This window comes from Phyllobacterium myrsinacearum, from assembly GCF_002980555.1.
Taxonomy (GTDB): Bacteria; Pseudomonadota; Alphaproteobacteria; order Rhizobiales; family Rhizobiaceae; genus Phyllobacterium; species Phyllobacterium myrsinacearum.
This window is the reverse complement of sequence record NZ_PVBT01000002.1, coordinates 88,093-112,021: the sequence shown is the minus strand read 5'-3', so window position 1 is coordinate 112,021 and position 23,929 is coordinate 88,093. Positions and strand designations below refer to the sequence as shown.

Genomic DNA, 23,929 nt, shown 5'->3' with positions numbered 1-23,929 from the left:
AGTGCATTCTGACACAAAACGAGGATTTGCAGATGCGTAGATTGAGCAAGTCCCTTTGACCTACGCTTGCCACCGGCGCAAAGGCGAAAGCAAACACAGCATCCCGCTCCAAGTTGCGCCCGGTTTAAGGCACGCCCGCCCCATATAACCAAGGATAAGACTATGATCAATATCGACCGCCGGACCGTTACCTTGCTTGCACTCGCGGCTCCGTTTGTCTCTCTTGCCGCAGCTGCGCAAGCTCCTGAACATGGGACGTCCAACACGAGCCGGGATATGAGCAAAGTGCCTTGGATGGGGAGCGAGCAGATCGCGATGCTGATTTACCCAGGTATGACCGTAATGGACCTGATTGGGCCGCACTGCATGTTCGGCGCGCTGATGGGGGTAAAGATCGATCTGGTTGCCAAGTCGCTTGATCCCGTGACGAGCGACGCAGGAGTAACCATCCTGCCGACTGCCACCTTTCAGACCTGCCCCACTGATCTTACAGTGCTATTCGCACCGGGGGGCACGGACGGCACCTTGACCGCGGCGGCCGATCCCGAGACGCTTGCCTTCATGGCCGATCGGGGAGCGAGGGCTAAATACATTACAAGCGTTTGCTCCGGTTCGCTGATCTTAGGAGCTGCAGGATTGCTGAAAGGTTACAAGGCAACTTCGCACTGGTCCTGCCGGGATGCCTTGGCCGGGTTTGGCGCGATACCAACCGACGCTCGCGTTGTGCGCGATAGGAATAGGATTACGGGGGCCGGCGTGACCGCTGGCCTCGATTTTGGTCTCTCTATGGTGGCCGAACTGCGCGACCAGACCTATGCCGAATGTTGCCAGCTCATGAGCGAATATGATCCGGCGCCGCCGTTCAATGCGGGTTCGATGAAGACTGCCCCTGCGGAGGTCAAGACCGCCATGATCGACCTGGTGTCCGACTTTTCGAAGAAGGCCAAGGCACTCTCAGCGGCGGCGAAGTATTAGACTCATTTGCAAACGGCATCGCTCTCACGCGTGTTTTCGCGCGGACAGGGACTTGTTTGAGATTGCCTTGCCGTTTTGCATAAATGGCCTGCCTAACAACAGTCGATTTTGAGCAACTGATCTCGGGTAATGAGTTCGGTCTCGACCGGGTGTTTGAAAGGCAAGCCCAAACACCCTTTTATCTCACGGAAAACGAAAATGAGACATTGGAAGTTTGTGCTCGCGATAAGCACTTCTCTCACAGGCCCCGCATTCTCGCAGGAGGGGCCTGTTATAGAACTTGAACCAATCGTTATCCAGGGATCAAAAGGCGACCGGGTCGTGACCACGACGGCTGGAGATGTTGACGGATACAGAGCGCTGACCGCAACCAGCGCAACCCTGACCGAGACACCTCTACGGCAGGTTCCGCAATCAATCGAGGTCGTTCCCCGTAACATTTTGGATGATCAGGGCGTCACCTCCATTGGGGACGCATTGAAGAATGTCAGCGGAACGGTCGGCCAGAGTGCACTACAGACGCCGGTTTACAATTCAAATTACATACGAGGGTTTATCGCCGAACAATATCTGGATGGAATGGCGACATACCTGACCAGCGGCGATCCAAATTCCTTTGCCGATGTCGAGAGGATCGAAGTCTTAAAAGGCCCCAATTCCATTCTCTACGGTGGCGGAAGCGGAACGCCTCTCGGTGGAGTCATTAATGTCATTTCCAAACTGCCGACCGCTGATCGCTTTTTTGAGATCGGAGGTACCGTTGGGAGCGAGGGCTACTACGCCCCCTATTTCGACATTAACCAGCCCTTAAACAACGAGGGTACCGTTTTGTTTCGTGGAACGGGAACCTATGTCAGGTCGGGCTCGGAGATCGACGTTATCGACACGAAACGATATTCTATCAATCCTACCCTGACCCTGACGAACAACGCCGATACGACATTCACACTGCAAGGCCGTATTTCTCGCTGGGAACAGCCCGAATATCAAGGCCTGCCAGCTTGGGGAACAATTGCCGGTCCATTCCGAGTTGACCGAGATCTTTTTATCGGAGATCCGAATGTTCCAGATAGCCATTCCGAGACGAAGAGCATCACCGCAACTTTGGAGCATGAGTTCAACGATACCTGGTCGTCCAGTACGAAACTTCGTTACGGCCAAAGTTCCTATAGTCAGTTATCGCAGCTTATCATAAGCAATACGCCTGATGCCGGTGGGTCATCATGGTCGCTCCACAACACCAATATTGAAGAGGATCGAAAGGAATTCTCGATATCGTCACACCTCCAGGCCAAGTTTTCTTCCGGTGTCTTCGAAAACAATCTCCTGCTGGGTGCTGACTACAGCCGGATATCCGAGACGAACAATGTGTTCTTTAGTGGTCCAATCGGCACGATCAATCTTGATGCCCCCGACATGTGGCCGCCCTTTGCAAGGCCATTCGAAGAGACAAGCGATGCCGACAACGTCTATCGCACGCTGGGAGCCTATGCACAGCTGCAGTCAACGGCAGCAGACCGGCTTCATCTTCTAGCTGGCGTGCGCATTGCCCGACTTGAAATCGATCAATCGTCATCGATCAAACTTCGTAGCGATTACACCGGCAAAACAAAACTCCTGCCTCGGATCGGCGCGGTGTTCGATCTGACCGATCAATTGTCAGCCTTTGCCTCTTATAGCGAAGGCATGAGAGGAAATCCTTTCTACTTCTACTCGGGCACCGCAGCACCGGAAACATCGAAGCAATATGAGGCCGGATTCAAATTCGATCTCGACTACGGACTGTCAGGCAGCGCTGCAGTGTTTCAGATTGAAAGATCGAATGTTCCTGTCCCCGATCCGAGCGATCCTTACGGACTAACGAACTTGGCGATCGGACAGCAACGCTCCCGCGGCTTTGATACGGAGCTGACTTGGCAGCCCGACGACCATTGGAAAGTCATGGCGAACTACGCCTATGTAGATGCCGAGTTGACAAAGGATATTCCTGGCGGGGCTCAAAGTGGCAACAAGCTCAACAATGTGCCACGGCATTCGGGCGGGCTTTGGGTTGACTACACGTTCGGCGATGACGTTCTCAAAGGCTGGAGCACTGGGGCTGGCCTGCATGCGGCTTCCGGTGCGCCTGTCGATCTGGCAAATACCTACCGTACGGAGAGCTATGTCACCGCTGACGCCGCTATCCGATATAAGCATAACGGTTTCTCGGCCAATCTCGCCGTCAAGAATCTTACCGATGAGAAATACTACCTTCCATACACCTATCTCATTGGGGGCGTTGCAGCAGCTCAGGGCCGCTCGTTCTATCTTACCGTCTCGCAACGATTTTGAGATGATGATTTGCCAGCGACCACGGATCAACCGCCGCGATGGAGAACCATGTCGATCTCGACCAGTGCTCCCCGTCCAAGCGCCGCGACACCGACCGTCGTTCGCCCTGGCATCCGCGTGTCGTCATTGAAGTAGCGATGATAGACACTGTTGAACGCGGTGTAGTCCCTGTTGAAGTCCGCAAGATAGATACGCACGAAAATCGTATCGGAAAAATCATAGCGACATCCCTTCAGAATTTTCTCAAGATTGAGGAAACTCATTTCGGTTTGCGCGACGATACCTTCAGCGAGAGGTAAATCAGGTGCATCGGGATCGACGGGCAACTGGCCCGTCACGTAGAGAAAGCCGCACGCCTCGACGGCATGGCTGTATCTGGCGCTTTTGGGCGACGGCGCGGCATCAGGAACGTGATGGTAGATTTTCGTCATTGTAAGGTCTCGATTCCCGTTCGATCTAGCTAGGTCGCGGCTTTGGTGCAGTCCTCAGATCATCAGACCCCATCGACAGCCAACGCAGAGCTTGCAGCCAAATATCCGTCAGGCCGGACAAGCATGGCAGCCAAGCCCTGGAACAATGGCATTTGCATTGCAGCGGGTACACCCGTTAGGCTCTTTATTGCGCTGGGAGCGAGCCAGTCAGGCGCATCGACACGCGCGCCTTGCTGCAATGACAGGTGCAACCAATGTCCGCTTTCCAAACCATGGTAAATTGTCGTGATGGTCCCATCAGGACCAGTGAGGTCGCAGTCGGGGACGCGTTGCCCTATCAGGCCAGCCGATTGCCTATCGGAGTTGTCCTCAAGCAAGGGGGTCGGATAATGGAGGCCGAACCCGGATATTTCCCCCGCAAGTTCGTGGTTAAGGGAGGAATGCCCTAGAAACTCCGAAACAATTTCGCGCAGAGCGCGGCCGGCTGGATCGAAAAGCGACGCGAGTGCCGATTGCGCCAATGTGTTGTTGAAGAGCCGTTTGCCGACTGGGCGACGTTCGGCTTCATAGGTTGCAAGGAGCGCGGCAGGGGCGTCGCCCTTTAACACCGCCGCAAGCTTCCAGCCGAGATTCATGGCGTCCTGCAATCCGACATTGAGACCTTGGCCACCCATCGGCGCATGGATGTGGGCCGCATCACCCACAAGGAAAATCCGTCCCTGCCGATATGCGTCGGCAAGGCGCGTCTCGTCGGAGAACCGGGTCAACCATGTTGCATCACGTAGGTTGAGATCACTGCCAACTATGCGGATCAAGGACTGCCGAAGCTCGTCTTCGCTCAGAGGTTCGTGCGGATGCACATGGCTCCGCTCGGTATCCAGGCAGATAACACGTTGCGCACCATTGCCAAGGGGAAGGATTGTGAGGCCGCCGTTTGGGCATTCTGCCGAAAATGTCGGTTGACCGGCCGGAATATCTACGCGGGCATCGGCCATCATGATCGATTTGGTTGGATAGATTCCCGAGTATGGGATCCCCGCCTCCCGCCGCACCACGCTGCGTGCACCGTCGGCGCCGACGACATAACTTGCCTCAAGGGAAAACCAGCCTTCTGATCCTGCCCCTTCGACGCGCACCGACCGATCACCCTGTGCAACCTTCTCTACCAGGAAGCCGCGACGGATTTCCACCCCGAGTTCACGCGCACGAGCTTCCAGCAGTGCTTCAGTCTGAGTTTGCGGGATGAAGAGCATAAAGGGGTAGCGGGCTTCAAAAATTGAAAAATCGAGGCGTGTTGGCAGTCCGGCGAAATGCCAATTGGGAATCGGACGCCCCTTGGCAAGAAAGCGGTCGGCGAGCCCGCGCAATGCCAACACTTCAAGTGTGCGACCGTGAATCGTCAGTGATCGCGACTGGGTGACATGTTCTTGGCGCCGCTCCAAGACGCAGACTGCAATGCCCGCCAGCTTCAATTCAGCTGCCAGCCAGAGGCCCGATGGCCCACCCCCGACGATCACCACATCATATGTATCAGACATTGCCGAAATCTCATTTCTAACGTTGTTAGAATTTTCTTACGATGATAGAATTTGGATGTCAAGAAGGAGATGGATTTGAGATTTGATCGAGAAATTGCGCTGAAAGCAGCACTCCGGCTTCTCAATGAAGTTGGAATAGATAAATTGACGATGCGGGCGTTGGGAAATGCGATCAATGTGCAAGCCCCGTCCCTCTACTACTACTTTCCCTCCAAGCAGGCGCTTCTGGATGCAATGGCGGATGCAATCGTTCAACCGGCCATGGATGTCATTGCGGCGGATAGCGAATTGAATACCGTCGTACTGGAGGTCGGCCGCCGCTTCAGGAATGCGCTGTTGCAATACAGAGATGGGGCAAAAGTTTTCGCAGGCTCTTATGCCGTCACACCCGGTGTTCTGAAGCTCTCAGATACGCTGCTTGCCGCATTTCTGAAATCGGGTTTCGATGAAACTGCGGCGACCCATTCGACCTTCAATTTACTCTATTACGTGTTGGGATTCGTGCTCGAAGAGCAAGCCTTTGCGCAACGCTACGGCGATGCTGTTTCAGAGAACAGCCAGATGCAAGTGCGTCGCGAGTTCAGGGATCTCATGGCCAAAGGATATCCCGCAATTGATCGTAGTCTTGAGGCCATTCTGAACATCGATTTCGACAAACGTTTCGATTTCGGCCTTGCCACTCACCTTAACGGTTTTAAAGCGATGTTGAATGAGGTTTGACGGCACGGATCATGCGTCCAGCGAAGAGCGCTTCAGCGGCGATGCGTCAAAATCTAGGCCCGGAAACACCAAGCAAACTGGATAAGGCCGGATAGTATTGTAGTACCACAATCAATGCGCGATGACGGTTTGGTTGTGCGGGCAATTGATCCATTCACATCTTTGCACACGACATTGTTTATCTGAGAAAGACGGTAAGACAGTTGTAATGTTCGCTTGCCACCTATTGGAATGTCAGAAAGGTATGAGACCATATCGATCCGGCCGGGGCCCGGCTCTTCCCGCCACCCAACCGCGATAAGCTTGGGCCCCGTCAAATGCCTGGTTCGGACAGAGCAGTTTTGGGATGTTCGTTGCCCCTTCGTTGGTGCCCTCTAATCGCGCTGGGAGCAAAGCCGAACCGTCGACGAAAGCGTATGGCGAACCGTGAGGCGGACTCGTAGCCTACATCGAGTGCTATGCGTGAGATCGGCAAATGCGTCGATTGCAGCAGTTGCATGGCGCACAACATGCGCACGTCGGCAATTAGCTCGCTGAGCGCCATGCCTTCCTCGGCCAAGCGGCGGCGCAACGTGGCTTCGCTCATCGCGATTGTGGAAACGATAGCCGAGGCCGTCCAGTTGGCATCAGGCGAGGATAATATGAGACGCCGAACCAATGCGCTTGTTCGGGAAGACTGACGTTGGCCAAACCGGCCTCCGAAGCTATCGATCCAGACAAGGACTTCGTTCAGCCGATGGACGGCAATGGCGTGAGGAATGTTGTCGGGTTGACGCACAGCATCCAGAGCGACAGCGAAAGAATGGGAGAACTCGTCAGGGACCTGCTTCAAATCCTGCGCAATGTCAATGATTGTACTATTTGCATTGTCCGAAACAAATCCGGATATGAGTACCGGGTCCCACACCAGCCAATCGGCTTGGTATTGACCGTCAGGGCCGGGCATGTTGACGATGTCGAACACCTGATCCTGACTGATTGCCACAGCATCACCTGGCCCCAACACGCACTGGAACCCGGGGGCACGAAGCTCCTTTCGGCCAAATTTGACAACAATCAGCACCGGGCTCGTCGTGGTCACACGGCTGAACCGCAAGTGCCGGCTTTGTACAATTCTGGCCGCCGTCCCAACACCCGGCCTTATCGTGATAACGTGATCCAATGGATGCCCTCGTTGGTAGTGCCACGCAGCCGGCTGTGCGGCACCGGGAATAGGTCAGTTGCTGCCCTTTGCGGTCATTGTCGCGACAGCCAGTCCGTTCATATTGCTCACGAACCCGACCATTGCACCAGTGGCATTGGCAGCAACTGGCAGTTGCTCTACGCCAATGGCTTTGACCGTGATGACATAATCGTACGTCTCGCCGGCAGGCGGCCAGATTCCGGCATAGCCCCGGGCGCTGGCATCGTTAAGGGTCTGGAACGCTCCAATCGGCAACTTGGTCGCGTCGTTGCCGGCCCCCGGCGCAATGCCCGTTTCGGTACACCGTTCGAGTACCGGTGCGCCTGCTTTCAGGATTGACCCACTCGTCCTGTAAGGTCCATGCTGAGCTGCCGAAGTCTCTGCCGCGCATCGATATCATACGCCTGGGCATTTGCTTGCGCTTCGCGTTTGCCATTGAAATATCGCCCGGAAATTGCATCGCACGGGTTGTTAACGAGTGCGATAACGGCTTCCGCCCCCACATGGACTGAAGTCATTGGCTGGACGCCAGCAGCTCGAACCATATGAGTGTCCATGTATGTACCTGGATGAAGGCATGCGCTCGTAACGTTCGATCCCTGGAACTCTTTCGCCAGATCAAAGCAGTGCATGACATTCGCCAGTTTGCTTTGAGCATAGGCGCGATACCCGTCATAGCATCGCTCAAGCATCACATCGTCGAAGTCGATCGGTCTCTGAGACGCGGAAGCCACGTTGATTACCCGCGAATAATTCTCTCTCCCCAGGCACGGTCTCAAAATCTGGGTCAGCAGAAAATGTGCGAGATAGTTGACAGCAAAGTGCAGTTCATGGCCATCCTCGCTCAAACGCCGCTGTGGGTCGCCGTTTCCGGCATTGTTAATGATCACATCAAGCTGAGGATGTGCGGCAGCAATCGCTTCAGCCATCTGGCGAACGGCGCAGAGCGATGCGAAGTTCGCCTCATAGAAGATTGCGGATCCGCCCGCCATTTCCACGGCTTGGGTGACCGCACGTCCACGAGCAAGGTTACGCCCGTGAACGAGCAGAAGCACGTCGGGCGATGCGAGCGTCTCCGCAATGCATCGTCCCAAGCCGTCCGTTGCGCCGGTGATGAGTATGGTTCGTTGTGCAGTCATGACCGACCCGCTCCTGTGAAATTCTGAGTTATACTGGCGGGATCACTATAGAACTGAAATAGGCACTATATAACGCCGAAACGTTCAATCTTGGTGCTGATACCGCCAATCGAGCACTCTCTGTTGATTTCCAACCCGGAAACAACGCAAATGAATATTCGAAAGGAGTGTGACCGATCGTGCTGCTTCTGCAGGATGACTGCTGTACAGGTCCGACATTCTGGCACGCATGTCATAAGCGAGTGCAGATAAAATCAACCGGCGGACTTCAAGAGTGTCTGAATCTTTGCCAGTGCAGAATTCACCTCTTCGCCATAGGCTATCGTACCCTTGAGCCTTCCCTGATCATCCAACATGAATACAGAGGCTGTATGGTCGATCGTATAGTCGCCATCTGCTGTTGGTACCTTTCTAACAAATATCTGCCATTCCTTTATTACTTTTTGTACTTCTGCCGGATCGCCAGTGATCCCGGTCACACGATCCGTGAAATTGGATGTGTACCCGTGGATTATCTCGGGAGTATCTCGTTCAGGATCCACTGTGAAGAAATACGCCTTCAGTCCATCTGCTGCAGGACCAAGCGCCTTGAACCAGCCCGCCATTTCATACAGGGTCGTCGGGCATACTTCCGGGCAATGAGTGTAACCGAAAAAGACGAGAGAGGGGTGGCTCTGTAGCGCCCGATCTGTGATCGGCGCTCCCAGATCATCAACAAGATTGAAAGGCGCGCCATGTCTGGAATTGGTTTTGGTGCCTGCTGCCAGAAAAGTCCATGCCGCGAATCCAAGCGCCGCGCATATCAACGTGACGAAGAATATCTGTTTAGCTGTCAGCTTCATTATAATATCTAATCCAGAACGTAATGTCAGTTAACCAGCAGGCCAGCTGGAGCTTTGATTGATCGCAATGCTGCAGGAAAGAGAGCGATGGCGAAGCCGATAGCATTGATGTTGCCGGCTCCTCTTTGTCACAAACCGTCAATCGCCCCCAAGACTTCGCAGAAGCAACTGCTTTTGCATGCCCCGCCTCAAGACGCCTGACTGAGACAAGGGCCCGCCGCCGGGCCAACCAGGACGTCAATGGTGACCGGTCCTGCCTTTTCAAACTTCAGAGTGAGTTTGCTGACCTGCCCTTCCTTGAGGGGTTCCGCAACATCCATGAGCATGAGGTGATAACCGCCAGGGGTTAGTTTGACGCTTTCGCCCGCGGGGATTGCCAGCCCCTTTGGCAGCTCACGCATGACCATAACGTCATGGTCCATTGCCATTTCATGAATCTCGGCCTTTTTGGATCTTTCCGAGCTGATTGCAAACAATCTGTCGTCTGCCTTGCCAATATTCGTGATGGTCAGATACCCTCCCGCGACCTGGGCGCCAGGCAACATTGCCCGAATGCAGGAGTCAGACAATTTCAGATCGCCGACAGTGATCTCTGCGGCCGTTGCGGCCGTCATGAGACTAAAAACAATGGAGGCCGCCAGAATGAGAAGCGACACCAGTTTTTCCGCGATCAAGCCAGTTTTTGTCGTTGGCCAAAAGATTTTGTGGGCTCGCATTCACGTGCCTCCTTTGCTTGTTCCGGTTCTGCGGTGTTGCAGTTGCACCGTTCGTGACTGGGTAGACAAACGGGGGACGCGCTTTATTCCCATCGTGAAAGAATAAGAGCCATCGCAGATCAGATTTGACCCGCTGCGTCATGGCGACGGGCAATGCGGATGGCGGTCGCCACAAGAACCAGAAACAAAAAAATCAAAATAGAATCGGCTGACGTGGAATAAAATCACCTTGATCATTGTCTATATATGAGACGATCCGAAATGCTGTTTGCTGTACAAACAATGCAGTTCTATGAACGGCGCTTCGATTTTCTGTTACCTTCTCGTCAGGGCGCAATGCCCAGGCTGAGAGCATTTGGAAATCCCGCCGGCACATCGCCTTGAACTGGCGGAGAATTGACCGTCGAATATGACAAAACACATCAAGGGGAGATCGGTATCCGTTGCCGATTCAACAGCATGAAGCTTCTGAAGACATCCACAGCCTATCTCTTCTGCGCGCTACTTGGCGCAGCAGTGACGTTTGTATCCATAAGTACATTTGCACCATCCGCCGAGATGAAATCACCCTCGCAATTTCGACAGCTCGTGTCGAACCTGATGTCGGTTTGCAATTTGGGAATAGAAAAATTTGGCGATGAGACAGCTTACTTGGTCGCGATGAACAACTCTATGGAAAGAATGATGTATGACATGGTCGTATCTCCAACGGGGGCGCTCGATCATGATTTCGTTGAAATGATGACACCGCATCATCGGGGCGCGATCGACATGGCCCAAAACTATCTTCGGTTCGGCAGCAATGAACAATTGAAGCGCATTGCCCAGGAAATTATTGTCGATCAACAGCAAGAAATAGCAGCAATGCGACTAGCCATTGGTGAGCAGCTTCCACCCTCAGTGCCGGCACCAACACAGGTCGGCAAATACTAGATTTCGCGGGACAAAGGTTGTCGCCCTGCACAGGATAATCGGCTGTATTTCCAGGGAATGATATCGATCACCAGGGCAGGCGCACGATATCCACCGCTATTGAACCCACTTGGGGATGGCAGATGCGAATAAGCAGAAAAGCTCGATCTGATCCCTCGCTGTGATTGCATGGATTGAGCGAATTTGGGGCGCTGCCACGCGCCCCACATTATCGAGTGGGCCATCCCCGGTATTATCGCACGGCTTTTTGTATTTTATCCCTATAGGGAGGTGCGGGTTGGAATGACAGCGCAAAGATGCTTAGCGCAGCCAACCTTCGGTGCTCATAATCTTTTGCGCCTCTTCGGTGAGTAGATAGTCGAGAAATGCTTGCGCAGCTGGATCAGCATCAGGCGACTGGGCTACGTTGACGTCGCGCCAGACTGTGCGTTCGAGAGCCAGTGCAACTTTTTCCAGATCAGCGGACTTGGTAACCGGCCAGTTTGGCCAAGTGATCCAAGCGTCTGCATCTTGAGACAGAAACGCCTTGTAGCTCGCACCCGACCCCTTGGCGAAGGACACGATATTCTTGCGGAAAGCCTCAATGTCACTCAACCGCCCCAGACGGCCCGCTACATCTTCCCACGTGCCGGTGCCAGAGGTATTGTCTACGCCAGCGCCTTCAGTCACGACGATCTTTATTCCGGGAGCCAAGAGATCTTCAAAGCCGCTGATACCCTTTGGATTTCCCTTTTTCACGGCGATGATTGTTGGACGAATATAAATTGGATTAACCTGATCCGAAGAGAATGTCTTATAAGTCTCAAGGAATGCCGTCATCGACTGTTCAGACGTGCCCCAAAGAATATCCGCATCCGCCTGTGCCTTGAGCGACCAGGTTTTTTCCGGCCCGGCGATAATCTCGACTTTCTGCCCGGTTTTCTGTTGCCAGACGTCGGCGACTTTGCGAAACGCCGTATCAGGCCCGCCAGCCCCATACAGTTTAACGATACCATCCTTGGGCATGTGCTTGATCGACGGATCGTAAAGCTGAGAACCTTCGGCGAACGCAGTTGGGGCAGCCAACAAGAGAACGACAGTCAGCAGGGATTTCCTAAGCATCTAGTTTCTCCAGAAGTTTGAGTTGCGTACCATACGCCCTGGTTAGACACTGGAGGTCTTGGAATATTCCGTGACGGCCATCACACGACCGTGACTGAGGGGATTTATGCCCATGGTCCGGGCGTGCGGGATAAAATTGACTTGATCAAGAGAAGCGGTTGATTGACTCCGGCCGAACTGCGTAACACTGCTGTAATATTGAAACGTGAATCATAAGACCGGATTTGAAGGTACAGCTCATCCTTTAGATGGAACTCGTCACATCCCTTGATGAATGGCTGGTTCAATACAAGTGCAAAACATTCATCTGACTATGGGGTGTTGTTGTTCGATACGGATTGTTCTCTTTGAAAATTATCCCAATGTACAATTGCTTCCGGGAGGATCCATGCGCGTTCTAATTGTGGAAGACGATAGCGAATTGGCTGATTGGTTGAAAGATACCCTGGCCAACGCCATTGGACCGACAGATGTATTTTCTACAATTGGTGAAGCCGAGGCTGCCTTGTCCACCCACCAATTCGACTTGGTGGTTATTGATCGATGTTTGCCAGACGGCGATGGCCTGACACTTTTGTCGGCTCTAAAAGCGTCTCGATCACAACCGGCAACTCTTTTCCTGACTGCCCTGGATGATCACAGAGATATCATAGCAGCTCTTGATCGCGGTGCTGACGAATACATTGGAAAGCCATTTGAGCCAACCGAGCTTGTTGCCCGGGCGCGCGCTGTTCTGCGCAGGTATAATCTGGATCGCAATGGAACGGACCAGATCGGCAACCTTTGTTTTAACCTTCATCATCGATCGGTTGTTGTCAACGAAGAGCCCCTTGAGGTTCCTCGCCGTGAACTTGCAATATTGGAGGCGCTGGTTCGACGGGCGGGCCGCGTCGTGCAAAGAGAAGCGCTGGAGGCATCAGTGTATTCTATCGACGACGAAATTGAATCGAATGTGATCGATTCACATGTGTCGCGGCTGCGCCGCAGACTTCGCGAGGCAGGCTGCAACGCGCTGATACGCACCATTCGCGGTGTTGGCTACGTGCTGACAACACCCTGATGTTCAACCGTCGCTCCATAGCGTTTCCGGCAGCCGTTCTATTGGTCGTCGGCATGACCGTCGTCATGGCTTTAAGCACGATCCTGACGCTGGCGCTGCTTGTCACCACGCAAGTCGAGGATCGGATGCGTGTTGGACCATACGAATTTGCAAAACTACTGCGCGAGACCATAGAACGTAATGGTCCAGGGGAACTGAAGTTCCCTGATGAGATTCAGTCATCAACTTTGATGCGGATGGTCAAGGACCAACCCTCGTTCTGGTATATCATCAGTGATGCAACGCACAGGATTTCTTACGGACCGGTTCGCCAGGGGATGGATCAGAAAACAACTGATACAACCGTTTATTCCGAATCGCTTTATTCCGATGGCGGGCAGCAATTTATGGGTGTGCGGATCGCTGTATCGGGAAGGGAGGGAACAGTTGTCGAAGTTGGCGGGATCTCGCTTTCCACGCCCCAGGCGATCTGGGTGGCATTATTGGCTGCCCGCTCCGGAGGGGTTTATCAACTCCTAACGCTGATTCTGGGCGCGACCACAACGGCTGCGGTTCTCATCGTGCGTGCAACCATTGCAGCGCCGGTCCGCCGTGTTGTCAGATCCGCAGAGGAAATCGACGGTTTACCAAACGGTCGTCAATTGCCGTGCGATTCTACTCCAATAGAGCTCATGCCAATGGTTACCGCATTCAATACGGCATTGCGGCGCATTGATACCGCTTTTGACTCTCAACGTAATTTTCTGTCCAATGTTGCTCATGAATTGCGCACACCTCTCACCAGAATGCGGCTCAAACTCGAGCGAATCCAGGATGAGAATTTGCGACGCGGCCTCATTCGCGATACATCCCGCCTGGCTTCCATCGTCACAACGATGCTCCAGCTTGCCCGCCTGTCCAATCAGTCGCTTGCCTTTACAGCTGTTAATTTGGTCGCTGTCGCGCGTGCGGTTGTAACCGACCACGCTCCAATAGCGTTGAGCAGGGGCGTAAACCTAAGTTTGAACGCGCCCTCAGCGCCACTCTTCGTATATGGGTCCGAGGACGCGATCTATACGGCAGTATCCAATCTTCTCCTGAATTCGGTCCAGCATGCAACCGGCACTAATCTTGTAACTGTCAACGTGGGCTATCCAGCACAAGTTACGGTTGTTGATCATGGCCCAGGCATTCCTCCACAGGACCGAAATTCTGTCCTGCGACCGTTCGTTCGCGGCTCCAGAAGCAGCCACGACGGAACAGGCCTGGGATTGGCCATTGTCGCACAGGTGATGGCCGTTCACGGCGGGTCAATTGCACTGGACGACACGGCAGGAGGTGGGGCAACCATTCGCTTGCTGTTTTCCACCAAGACTTTATGACGACAAAGCCGTCTTCAAAATGGAATGGCTCATTTCCTGTTTGTCACTGCTCCCGAAACGCACGGGCAATTTGATCTGCAACTGGTTTGATCAGATATGAAAGCGCTGTTCGCGATTCCGTCTGAATGTGGATTTCCGCGGGCATTCCCGGCCGCAGCTTCAGACCGCCAAGACGATCAATCTCGCTCGCAGCCAGCTCCATCCTAACTTCGTAATAGGGTTGTTGGGTTCGCTCTGCAGGTTTTCCTTCTGTTATATCCGCAGACACGCGGGTAATCTGGCCGACGAGTTCCGGTGTCGTGCGCTGATTGAATGCAACAAGACGCACGATGGCCTGTTGACCGACCTCGACCTGATCTATGTCCTTGGGAGCAACGCGTGCCTCGACTGTCAGGACATCTGCCGTGGGGACAATATACATCAGCGTTTCCCCCGGCCCGACAACGCCCCCAACAGTGTGCACTGCGAGTTGGTGGACAATGCCATCTTGCGGTGCACGGATATCGATACGTTTCAAATCATCTGCCGCCGCCACATTGCGTTCGACAAGTTCACCGTATTGGGCGTCGACGTCGCGTAATTCATTCACCACTTCGGTACGTCTGTTTTGATCCAGCTGGATAATTTGCAAGCGCGTTTCGGCAATCTTTCCTTTGCTTTCAGCGATACTCGCCAATAGCCGACCCTTCTCGCCGTCCAGCCTGACCGCCTCGCGCTGCAGGGCAATCCATCTTGAGGCAGGCACAAGTCTCTTTACATATAATTCGTTCAGATCCTTAAGCTCTTTTTTGACGAGATCGAGCTGGGAATCTGCGGACAATATCTGAGCATCAAGCCCCTCGATCTCCTTCGTATATTGCTCGATGCGTTCATTAAGCTGAGCTTTTTGCCCTGCCAAAGCCTCCAGACGCGCAGTAAACAGGTGCTGCTCATCGCTCATGATCTCGCGCAAGTGAGGCTCCGTAGTGCTGCGGTTTCTGAAAGAAGCGGGTATGGGCACGAGGCTCTCAGAATCTCGTTCAGCCGCCAAGCGTGCATGCCTGCCATCGAGCTCATCAAGCTTGCGCGCGACGACGTTCAGTTTGGCTCGGGTTGTTGTTGCATCCAGCCGCAGGAGGACGTCTCCCGCGTGCACGACACTGCCATCATTCACATTGAGCTCGCCAATAACGCCACCGGTCGGATGTTGAACCTTTTTGAGACTGCTTTCGACCGCCATCACGCCCGGCGCGATGACAGCGCCCGCTATCCTGACCGTGACTGCCCATAAACCAACGCTCAAGAACATCCCCAGGCATGCAATGATGCCCAGAAGAAAATGTCCGCGAACAGACGACTTTATCGATGGTTGAGGCAACGAACCCCATCTGCTGTAGTACGCCACTATATTTGCCCGGATGCATTGAGAGCGGCCACCGCCGTAACGTCACGTGGAGCAGCCGATTGTTTGATTAGCTTTTGCAATACGTCCTGTTTGGGGCCGAAAGCCTGCAACGTGCCATTGCCTATCACTGCCAAAAGATTGACGCTCGTTATTGTAGACGGCCGATGTGCGACAACGATGACGATACCTCCACGCCGCCGCACCCCGTCAATCGCCCGGCTCAGGGCCGCTTCACCCTCAGCGTCGAGATTGGAGCTGGGCTCATCAAGTACAATGAGAAACGGATCTCCATAAAGGGCACGGGCCAGCGCTAATCTTTGGCGCTGGCCCGCCGAAAGAGCAGAACCATTCCTGCCGATTATCGTATCGTAACCGTCAGGCAGATGCAGGACCATGTCATGCACATTGGCTGCCTTAGCTGCAGTGATAACATCTGCTGACACGTCTGCGCCGTGATCGAGCCGAGCGATGTTTTCTGCTATGGTTCCTTCAAAGAATTCAATTTCTTGAGGCAAATATCCTATGTGCCTTCCCAGTTGGCCTGAATCCCATTGATCCAGGGTGGCACCGTCAATCCGGATACTTCCGCGCAGAAGCGGCCACGCACCGACAACGGTCCGTACAAAAGTTGATTTACCCGAGCCACTTGGACCAACCAGTCCCAGCCCCTGCCCCGCAACCAATTTCAAGGAAACGTTATGAACAGTAAAGCCGGATGAGCCAGGAGGTCCTGCAAATACCCCATCAATCACAAGCTCGTGCCGAGGTGGCGGAAGTTGCAACGGCGCAGCCTTGACTGGAAGAGCTTCCATCAGCATCGAAAGGCGGCGGCTACTCTCGCGGGCCGTCAGGAAAAATCGCCAATTTGCGATCGCAATTTCAATAGGCGCCAGCGCCCGCGCTGACACGATCGAGCCGGCGACAATCGCTCCGGCCGAAACATCGCCCTTAATGGTCAGCCAGGCGCCAAGGGCCAGCAATGCCGATTGCAACATGGCGCGAAACGTTTTCGATACGGTGCTCATTCCACCAGACACGTCGCCGACCTGTTGTTGAGCTGAGCGGTATCGACGGTTGACGGCAAGCCACCGCTCGGTGTGACGCTCGGCAAAACCCATAGCCCGAAGCACTTCGGCATTTCGAAAGCCTGCCAGCGACATTGCGTTGCTCCTCATCGCTGCCTCTGTTGCTTTCATGGAGGCTTGGCGCGACAAGACTTCTGTTGCTGCTGTGAGAACGACCAGAACCAATGCTCCGGCCACAGCAGTACATCCCAACCAGAAATGGAGTGTAAACACAAAGATGAGGTAGATTGGAACCCAGGGCAGATCGAAGGCAGCAACAGGACCTTGGCCTGCAAGGAACGATCGCAAATTGTCGAGGTCACGCAGCGGTTGCAGCCCATCACCCGAGACCGTCGTCCTGAGCGGAAGCTGCAGCACAGCCGCATAAATGCGGCCGGCAAGCAAATCATCGATGTAAGAACCAATTCGAACCAGCAGTCTTGATCTTAAAAGATCAAGACTGCCCTGAAAAACATACAATGCCGCAGCCAGAATACTGAGTCCAATCAATGTTGGAACACTGTGGCTCGTCAGCACACGATCATAGACTTGCAGCATAAAAAAAGAACCGGTGAGGCCCAGGACGTTAATAACGCCGGAAAACAGGCCAATACCCAGCAGCCATACCCGAAGCGAAGAGAACAAGCTTGGCTGTTCTTTTGACAATGATGTTAATATCATGCGGAGTGACCCAAAATGCTGCCCGATTGAAGGCTTGCCCGGGTTCGAAAACAGCGGGCAAGCCGAAAACTACAGTTGCAACAATTCGTTAGACGTACCAGTCATGGCCAAGGTCGGCCACCTTGACATGTTCCAGAAGGGTTACATCAAAGGGCTTTTCAACGTTTGGAGCCGTTACCTGCACCAGCACATTCTCGCCAACCTGGTGCGCAGAGACGTGGTATCCGCCTCCGTTCGGCAGATGCAGCGATAGCCTGTCCCCTTCGGTAGCGTTAAAGTCGGTTATTCTGGCAAGACCGCTGCTGTGTGAAAGAGGGAAGAAATTGAAGGTATCGGCTCCCTTTCCGCCGGTGAGGATATCTGCCCCGCCTCCGCCGGTCAGCTCATTCTTGCCGTTGTCGCCAACCAGGACATCGGCCTTGGCCGAGCCGATAATGTTCTCAAATCCTGAAATTTTATCTCCCTGTGCATCTCCCCCGGAGACTTTCCCGGTAGCCAAATTCACCTGCACGCCGGCGCTGGAGTTACTGTAATCAAGCGTATCAATGCCGGCGCCTCCATAAAGGATGTCAGCTCCCTTTCCGCCGGCCAGAAGATCATCGCCGCTTCCTCCGTAAAGGATGTCATTGCCAGCACCGCCGGTTAATACGTCGTTTCCGTCTCCCCCGTGCAGTTCGTCGTTGCCATCTCCACCGTCGAGCAAATCGTCGCCTGCATCCCCATATAGCCGGTCATTGCCGTTGCCGCCCGTTAGTATATCGTCTCCAGTTCCCCCATGCAGTTCGTCATTGCCATTTCCACCATCGAGCAAATCGTCACCTGCATCCCCATATAACCGGTCATTGCCGTTGCCGCCGGATATGTAGTCATCACCATTCAGGCCATGGATCGTATCATCACCTGCGGTTCCAACCAGAAAATCATCGCCGTTGGTTCCAGTGATAACCTTTTGAATATTTGAATTGCTGTCGCTCGACGATGTATCTGCGATAGGGTGCGGAACATGGGAGTGTATGCCGTTAGCCAGATCGTCAAAGTTCTGGATTGCATCCTTATCAGCTGATCCCGCCACAAACTTATCACCACTCAATTGGGTGACGGTCTGCCGGGCATTTGAATCGGTTTCAAACGACCAGACATCAACAATTGGATTCAAGATGTGAGAGGGTGTGTTTTCAACCAACAGAGCGGGCCAGTTAGTATTGTCCGCATCAATGTCTTTGTTCAGGTTCTCAAGCATTTTTCTTCCTTTCAATAATCCCAGTTTTCAGTTTTACGTTCACCCCAGTTTTCGACGTTTTCCGCGTCGATTATTTTGTTTCATCACCTTCAAGGCAACGCGCCGGGATAGGTCAGAGACTCAAGGTCGGGTTTCAGGCTTCCCGCAGCATTTGATGAGCGCAGCCTGTCCCATTGCGATGGCCACGGATCAGGACGCGAGAGGTCCTTCGCAACATTGCCCAAAGCAGACAGACACTTTGACGACATTCCAAAACGACAACAATTTCATTGCCTTACTCCGACAGCTACGCTTTCGAAGTCTGATAATTCGCTTTGGCATGTTACCTGAATCTTACGGGTAGAAAGTATTTTGAAAAAAGTGCCGACACCGGCAGTCTTAGCAGTTGGTCGCCGCGATACCGCACGGGACCGCGGATAAAATACATCTGATGTGATGCCTCGCGAGCACAAGCAGTCAACGCCGGAGACGTCTTCTCACCCTTCGCAGCGTCTCCCTAATTTTCCATATCAGAGGAGTTTAATGCGTGGCAGACAGACCGGTTTTATGTCGTTCGTTTAACGCCACAGGCGAACGGACGTGGAGTTTGTGGATAGAGTTTTGCAAGGCAACGAAGATGGTTTGCAAAACGAAGTTATTAAAGTACCCGAATTGTTTGAGCGTCGAAACCGGTCATACTCCAATCACCAAAGAGATATCCGGCATGCCGGGCCTGTTTGGTTTGTCCAAGATGGTTTACTCACGAGAACGAGGAATAGCTCAATGGCTGCCACGCCCCCAATTGATCCGAAATCATCCGACGCGTCGATCGATGCCATGTCGAAGGCCTTTGACTACGCGATCCAGAAATCAGCCGAGATCACTGCGCTGACGACCGAGAAGAAAGTCGAACTCGACGCTGCCAAGCAACGTCCAAACGCTTAATGCGGAATCTGTGCAGATGGCGCCCGCGCCATCTGCACGCATGGGCGTGAGGCAGTTGCACTATGGGTTCACTGATAAAGTTGAACGGGCCTGCGGCCGGTTTGTTGCTCAAGGTAACATCTGGTATACACAGCGGTGTTTCCGTTCCACTCCTAAACCAGACATATCGCGTTGGTTCCGCTATCGATTGTGATTTCACCCTCAGCGATAAAGATGTCTGCGCTCATCATCTCACGATAAAATACCATCAATCCGATGTCTTTATTGAAGCCAATGATGGCGCCGTGCTTGTTGATGGAGATATGGTCATACCCGTCGGCCATGGATTGCGTGCTTCCCCGCCGCTTTGGTTTCAAATCGGCAATACCAAGGTCGAATTGTTATCACCAGCCCGGACAACGAATAAGACCATCGGGGGGCGTACACGCCGGCTTGCAGTTGGCAGCATTGTGCTTACTCTACTACTGACAATAGCCGACTATCCTTCGCTGTTTGATTTTGACGATAAAGAGGCTTCCTTGACGGCAATTCAACCCAAGGAACACACCGGGACTGCTCCTCTCAGCTCCAATGCAGTCCCAGGAACGGCAGTCACCACAAATCTTCAGCGCCGGTTGGCCGAAGTTGGGCTTACAGCTCTGAAAATTGAAACAGACGGCAGGCACGTAACAGCGTCAGGATCTCTGCGAACAGAGGACCAGCCGGCTTGGGTGGATGTCCAAGGCTGGTTTGATCGCACTTACGGAGACAGTTACGTTTTGACAAGTTTGGTGAAACCGTTGGGAGACACGAAGCATCCGAGGCTCAACTTGCAAGCCGTATGGTTTGGTGAAGTACCCTACGTCATTAACTTCGACGGGACGAAGTTCTACAAGGGTGCAGCACTCGAGAATGGCTGGATCATCAAGGATATTCGCGACCACCATATCATAGCGCAGCGGCAAAATGACGAACTCGTTCTGGGTTTTTGAATTCTGAGCGAGCCTGCTCATGACTGATGTTTCTCTCTTTGCAAACGGATAAAAATCAAGCTTGCACGTGGAGCTTCTTGAATTTGCTTGGCCTGTTTCCACACGCCTTCCCAGCCAATGTCGCGCCAGTCCGGATATCATATAGCCCTCCGGGCACTGCATAATCCTTATTAATTTTACGTTATCGCTTCGGATCCTGTCTGCAGGTTATTGCGCATGACAAAACAAACCTTTCGCACGACGAAACACCCCCTCCTGTCGCTGTGTTATTGCTTGTCAGGTATCTGGCGATGATTGTGAAGTTGTCGTCGGCTTTAGATTTCACTTCATGGGTTTACCGAAAACGGAGCTGGTGGAGCTCTGGCAACGCATGTGGGAATTATCACCATGGCTACTCCAACGATACCCGAAGTCGGCCTCAAGCAAGCTGGGGATTCCTCAGATCCTAAGAAGCAATTTGATGAGGCGCTGAACCAGGCCATACTTAAAGGCGGTGGCATGTTCATGTCACAGCAGATGATGAAGATCGCCAATGAGATCTTGGGTGAGGCCATGGATGACGAGTAGAATGTGTTGTTCCCAATGACCTCAGGCTGTGCAGAGAGTTGAGCTATGGCAGCGGTTCCGGCAGTAGCGCCTATACCCGCGCAGAGAGTTACGGCAACGACGCCATTGATTGGATTCCAATATTCTTTGGGGGAGCGGCTCACTTGAAGGTCCGAGCGGCTATCCGGTATGCGCAACTATTCCTGTTTTCAATAATTACGTCCGGATGTCTTTCGGGGATGGCCTGCGGAGCCTTGGCGAATGCCCCGGTTTGGTCCGCCAAGCCGTATTCATACGTCCTCATCAACCAAGATGTGCGTGACGCTCTTAAAGAGTTCGGGCGCAACTTAAATGTCCCTATTTTGTTGTCAGACAAGGTTGGGGGGCGCGTTCGCGGCGAAGTGCGCGCTGATACCGCTGGTGCATTTCTAACAAAGCTCGCCGAGGCGAATGGCTTGATCTGGTACTATGACGGTTCAATCCTCTACATCAATTCGAGCGAAGAATTCGCCACACAGATTATCAATTTGGGGCGAGCCGACGGGCAGAGGGTCATTGACGAGATCAAGCGGCTCAATCTGATGGATGAGCGATTTTCCATCAAATCAACACCCAAAGCACCGGCACTGCGCGTGTCCGGAACACCAGCCTTTGTTACCATGGTTCAGCAGGTTATCGCCGCTATCCAGCCCCCGCCGCCTGCCGGAACGGAGGCCCCGCGCGTGAGGGTTTTCAGAGGCGGAAAACTTAGTGAGCTGGTGGAAGACACAGCGCAGTCCGACAGCGCTGCTGTGGCCAGGAAATTGGTCCCTGCCAGGCAGCCCTTACAGAAGGACCAGTCGGGGACGGAAATGAAACGATCAGTAGAATGAAGACTGATGTGGCATTCATCGCGTCCAAATATTGAAACGGAGAAAATCGTCATGACAGCAGCTCCGATTACGGCAATGACTTCGACACCGGTCATTACCCCAACAGATCATTCCCTGACGTCTCAGAATATTTTCGAACATGTGGTGGACAATGCCCGAACCCTGCCACAGGGAGCAAGCCCCGCAGATCTCGGAAGTGCACTGATCGAAAATCTGAAGGGCTTTCTGGACCGGACGGGCAAGTTCTCAAGCCGTATCAGTGAAGCCGGTAAGCCGGCATCGCAACCATCATTCGCCTATACTGAACCAAACACCGCGCTGCCTGAACGTATTCAGGGCAAGCAACTTGATCACGTCATCGCTTCGTTGGGGAGCATGTTCGATCATTCAATCGAGACCCAAATGATTGTACGCAGCACCACCCAAATCTCAGGGGCTGTGAACACCCTTGTCAAAGGACAGTGAGCAGCAGATGCAGAAGACAGCCGTGCAACTGCCGATACGATTTCTTTTGGCAGCGGTGCTTTGCCTGACAATCCAAGCGTGCAAGCAAGACATATACACCAATATTGAAGAGCGCGAAGCAAATGCAATGGTCGCAACCCTCTTGCAAAAGGGTATCGATGCAGGCCGTGTCATGCAGAAAAATGGCAAACTGACAGTCACCGTTGAAGAAAGTCAGTTTGCACAGGCCGTTGCTGCCCTCAATGAAGCGGGCTTGCCAAAAACGCAATTTGCAACGATGGGAAGCGTATTCAAGCAAGAGGGACTCGTCGCATCTCCCGTCCAGGAACGGGCCCAGATGATTTACGCGCTCAGCGAAGAACTGTCGCGAACCGTCTCGGAGATTGACGGCATTGTTTCTGCGCGTGTTCACGTGGTTCTTCCCGACAATGACCCGCTGCAACGCAATGCTGTCCCCGCCTCTGCGTCGGTTTTCATTCGACACGAGCCCAATCTCGATATCAATACGTTGATCCCTCAGATCAAGACTCTCGTCGCCAACGGCATCGCCGGTCTGACCTATGAAAAAGTGTCGGTGATTCCTGTCGCCGCCGTGGCAATGAATGGATCGAACGCCGGCCCGGAGTTGACCTCATTTCTAGGCATATGGATGCTGCCTGCCAGTGCATCAAAAGCGCATTGGTTGTTTGGCACTTTGATTGCCGCATTGATCGTGCTGGGGGGAGCACTCGGGTACAGGCTGCGGCGGGTCAAACGCCGTCAAATCTATCCGCTCCAGTCTGTGGGGCCTGCGGAATGACAGTAGCACCGGCAGTTGCGGACAATGCGGAAGCGAAATCTTCCAGCCTCATCGACAATTGGAGCAATATCCACTCAGCGCCGGCGCGGTTTGTGCATCCCGAACGCATTGTTTCTTGTTTCGACAAGATTATTTCATCCCAGCTGGCAAAGCGCCTTCAAGCTTCGGACCGTGTGCAGGAACAGTTGAAAATCCTGTTGATGGATCACTTTGATCTACCGGATCCATCCAGCCTGACAGAGATAGATCAAGTGGACCTGGGTCTGTTGTCGAAACCGGCGGAATACATCGCCGGCCTTGTACCGTTGGCTGGCGCAATCTTTTGGGCCAATATTTTTACCGCTGAAATTCGAACTGACAAAATAGCCGCGATGAAGCGCAGCATCGGTGAATCCGCATTCCAGATAGCGCTTGCCAATCGTGACCTCGCCAGTGGATTGCCAGGACCTGACGATCTGGACGCTGCAATTGAGCGTGACGGCAACAACTGCCTTCTTAGTTGGCACATGACACTCCCTCCTGCAGTGCGCGCCTGGGCTCGATTGAAGCATGCCGATGATACATTTCTCTCCGTTCACACGAACGAAAAAGATCAAGGGCGTGGCGTGGCTATCATTCGAAGACTTGCCTCTCAGTACCCTCAACATTGAACA

24 protein-coding genes are annotated in these 23,929 nt (G+C 53.4%); 13 read left to right on the top strand and 11 right to left on the bottom strand.

All coding sequences use genetic code 11. The features are described 5' to 3' along the window. Positions 1 to 162: 162 nt before the first annotated feature. Both C5750_RS07460 and C5750_RS07455 read left to right on the top strand, forming a co-directional pair. On the top strand, positions 163 to 975 hold the full coding sequence (locus tag C5750_RS07460) for a DJ-1/PfpI family protein (protein ID WP_105733255.1): 813 nt from the start codon (positions 163 to 165) through the stop codon (positions 973 to 975). A 321-nt stretch (positions 976 to 1,296) separates the two neighbouring features. Next, positions 1,297 to 3,306, top strand: a complete 2,010-nt coding sequence (locus C5750_RS07455) for a TonB-dependent siderophore receptor (RefSeq protein WP_199538025.1) — start codon at positions 1,297 to 1,299, stop codon at positions 3,304 to 3,306. Positions 3,307 to 3,332: 26 nt separating this feature from the next. On the opposite strand, the gene C5750_RS07450 is transcribed toward C5750_RS07455, so the two are convergent. Together C5750_RS07450 and C5750_RS07445 are read right to left on the bottom strand one after the other, a co-directional pair. Then, positions 3,333 to 3,737: a RidA family protein gene (locus C5750_RS07450; protein ID WP_105733253.1), complete on the bottom strand. Its 405-nt coding sequence runs from the start codon at positions 3,735 to 3,737 to the stop codon at positions 3,333 to 3,335. 62 nt (positions 3,738 to 3,799) lie between these two features. Further along, the gene (locus C5750_RS07445) at positions 3,800 to 5,275 is read right to left on the bottom strand and encodes an FAD-dependent monooxygenase (RefSeq protein ID WP_105733252.1); all 1,476 of its coding nucleotides are present in this window, start codon (positions 5,273 to 5,275) and stop codon (positions 3,800 to 3,802) included. Between the two features lie 51 nt (positions 5,276 to 5,326). Here C5750_RS07445 and C5750_RS07440 point away from each other — a divergent pair, with 51 nt between their 5' ends. Further along, positions 5,327 to 5,995: a TetR/AcrR family transcriptional regulator C-terminal domain-containing protein gene (locus tag C5750_RS07440; protein ID WP_105733251.1), complete on the top strand. Its 669-nt coding sequence runs from the start codon at positions 5,327 to 5,329 to the stop codon at positions 5,993 to 5,995. A 313-nt stretch (positions 5,996 to 6,308) separates the two neighbouring features. Here C5750_RS07440 and C5750_RS07435 read toward each other — a convergent pair whose 3' ends face one another. The 5 genes from C5750_RS07435 to C5750_RS07415 form a co-directional block, all read right to left on the bottom strand. Next, the gene (locus tag C5750_RS07435) at positions 6,309 to 6,980 is read right to left on the bottom strand and encodes a helix-turn-helix domain-containing protein (protein WP_130502090.1); all 672 of its coding nucleotides are present in this window, start codon (positions 6,978 to 6,980) and stop codon (positions 6,309 to 6,311) included. Positions 6,981 to 7,211: 231 nt separating this feature from the next. Continuing rightward, positions 7,212 to 7,433 (bottom strand): YbhB/YbcL family Raf kinase inhibitor-like protein, encoded by a 222-nt coding sequence (locus tag C5750_RS07430; protein WP_105733249.1) that lies wholly within the window; start codon positions 7,431 to 7,433, stop codon positions 7,212 to 7,214. A gap of 74 nt (positions 7,434 to 7,507) precedes the next feature. Next, positions 7,508 to 8,317, bottom strand: a complete 810-nt coding sequence (locus tag C5750_RS07425; protein WP_105733248.1) for an SDR family NAD(P)-dependent oxidoreductase — start codon at positions 8,315 to 8,317, stop codon at positions 7,508 to 7,510. 254 nt (positions 8,318 to 8,571) lie between these two features. Continuing rightward, entirely contained in the window at positions 8,572 to 9,159 is a 588-nt protein-coding gene (locus tag C5750_RS07420) for an SCO family protein (RefSeq protein ID WP_105733247.1), read from the bottom strand. Between the two features lie 188 nt (positions 9,160 to 9,347). After that, complete coding sequence (locus C5750_RS07415; RefSeq protein ID WP_245421027.1) at positions 9,348 to 9,875, bottom strand: copper chaperone PCu(A)C; 528 nt, start codon at positions 9,873 to 9,875, stop codon at positions 9,348 to 9,350. A gap of 396 nt (positions 9,876 to 10,271) precedes the next feature. On the opposite strand from C5750_RS07415, the gene C5750_RS07410 reads away from it, so the two are divergent. Continuing rightward, entirely contained in the window at positions 10,272 to 10,808 is a 537-nt protein-coding gene (locus tag C5750_RS07410; RefSeq protein WP_245421026.1) for a DUF305 domain-containing protein, read from the top strand. A gap of 300 nt (positions 10,809 to 11,108) precedes the next feature. Here the strand turns inward: C5750_RS07410 and C5750_RS07405 are convergent, their stop codons facing one another. Continuing rightward, positions 11,109 to 11,909, bottom strand: a complete 801-nt coding sequence (locus C5750_RS07405; RefSeq protein ID WP_105733246.1) for a substrate-binding domain-containing protein — start codon at positions 11,907 to 11,909, stop codon at positions 11,109 to 11,111. Positions 11,910 to 12,297: 388 nt separating this feature from the next. Here C5750_RS07405 and C5750_RS07400 point away from each other — a divergent pair, with 388 nt between their 5' ends. Together C5750_RS07400 and C5750_RS07395 are read left to right on the top strand one after the other, a co-directional pair. Further along, on the top strand, positions 12,298 to 12,969 hold the full coding sequence (locus tag C5750_RS07400; protein WP_105733245.1) for a response regulator: 672 nt from the start codon (positions 12,298 to 12,300) through the stop codon (positions 12,967 to 12,969). Further along, positions 12,969 to 14,330, top strand: a complete 1,362-nt coding sequence (locus C5750_RS07395; protein WP_105733244.1) for a sensor histidine kinase — start codon at positions 12,969 to 12,971, stop codon at positions 14,328 to 14,330. Before C5750_RS07400 ends, C5750_RS07395 begins: the two co-directional genes overlap by 1 nt. A 43-nt stretch (positions 14,331 to 14,373) precedes the next feature. On the opposite strand, the gene C5750_RS07390 is transcribed toward C5750_RS07395, so the two are convergent. The 3 genes from C5750_RS07390 to C5750_RS07380 form a co-directional block, all read right to left on the bottom strand. After that, positions 14,374 to 15,714 carry an HlyD family type I secretion periplasmic adaptor subunit gene (locus C5750_RS07390; protein WP_280952402.1) on the bottom strand — a complete coding sequence of 447 codons (1,341 nt, stop codon included), beginning with the start codon at positions 15,712 to 15,714 and terminating at the stop codon, positions 14,374 to 14,376. Beyond that, positions 15,714 to 17,459 (bottom strand): type I secretion system permease/ATPase, encoded by a 1,746-nt coding sequence (locus tag C5750_RS07385; protein WP_105733242.1) that lies wholly within the window; start codon positions 17,457 to 17,459, stop codon positions 15,714 to 15,716. The genes C5750_RS07390 and C5750_RS07385 overlap by 1 nt, the downstream gene beginning before the upstream one ends. An 88-nt stretch (positions 17,460 to 17,547) precedes the next feature. Then, entirely contained in the window at positions 17,548 to 18,699 is a 1,152-nt protein-coding gene (locus C5750_RS07380) for a calcium-binding protein (RefSeq protein WP_105733241.1), read from the bottom strand. A 762-nt stretch (positions 18,700 to 19,461) separates the two neighbouring features. On the opposite strand from C5750_RS07380, the gene C5750_RS26515 reads away from it, so the two are divergent. The 7 genes from C5750_RS26515 to C5750_RS07350 all read left to right on the top strand — a co-directional run bounded on the left by C5750_RS26515 (position 19,462) and on the right by C5750_RS07350 (position 23,926). Then, positions 19,462 to 19,623, top strand: coding sequence for a hypothetical protein (locus tag C5750_RS26515; RefSeq protein WP_165401895.1), 162 nt, complete (start codon positions 19,462 to 19,464; stop codon positions 19,621 to 19,623). Positions 19,624 to 19,685: 62 nt separating this feature from the next. Further along, positions 19,686 to 20,594, top strand: coding sequence for a SctD/MshK family protein (locus C5750_RS07375; protein ID WP_105733240.1), 909 nt, complete (start codon positions 19,686 to 19,688; stop codon positions 20,592 to 20,594). A gap of 387 nt (positions 20,595 to 20,981) precedes the next feature. Next, entirely contained in the window at positions 20,982 to 21,161 is a 180-nt protein-coding gene (locus C5750_RS07370; protein WP_105733239.1) for a hypothetical protein, read from the top strand. A gap of 38 nt (positions 21,162 to 21,199) precedes the next feature. Continuing rightward, on the top strand, positions 21,200 to 22,012 hold the full coding sequence (locus C5750_RS26750; protein WP_199538026.1) for a type III secretion protein: 813 nt from the start codon (positions 21,200 to 21,202) through the stop codon (positions 22,010 to 22,012). 51 nt (positions 22,013 to 22,063) lie between these two features. Continuing rightward, a complete protein-coding gene (locus C5750_RS07360; protein ID WP_130502089.1) occupies positions 22,064 to 22,477 on the top strand; it encodes a hypothetical protein in 414 nt (137 codons plus the stop codon). A gap of 7 nt (positions 22,478 to 22,484) precedes the next feature. Then, positions 22,485 to 23,276: a type III secretion system inner membrane ring lipoprotein SctJ gene (gene sctJ, locus C5750_RS07355; protein WP_105733237.1), complete on the top strand. Its 792-nt coding sequence runs from the start codon at positions 22,485 to 22,487 to the stop codon at positions 23,274 to 23,276. Next, positions 23,273 to 23,926 (top strand): type III secretion protein, encoded by a 654-nt coding sequence (locus C5750_RS07350; RefSeq protein WP_105733236.1) that lies wholly within the window; start codon positions 23,273 to 23,275, stop codon positions 23,924 to 23,926. The genes sctJ and C5750_RS07350 overlap by 4 nt, the downstream gene beginning before the upstream one ends. Positions 23,927 to 23,929: the final 3 nt, after the last annotated feature.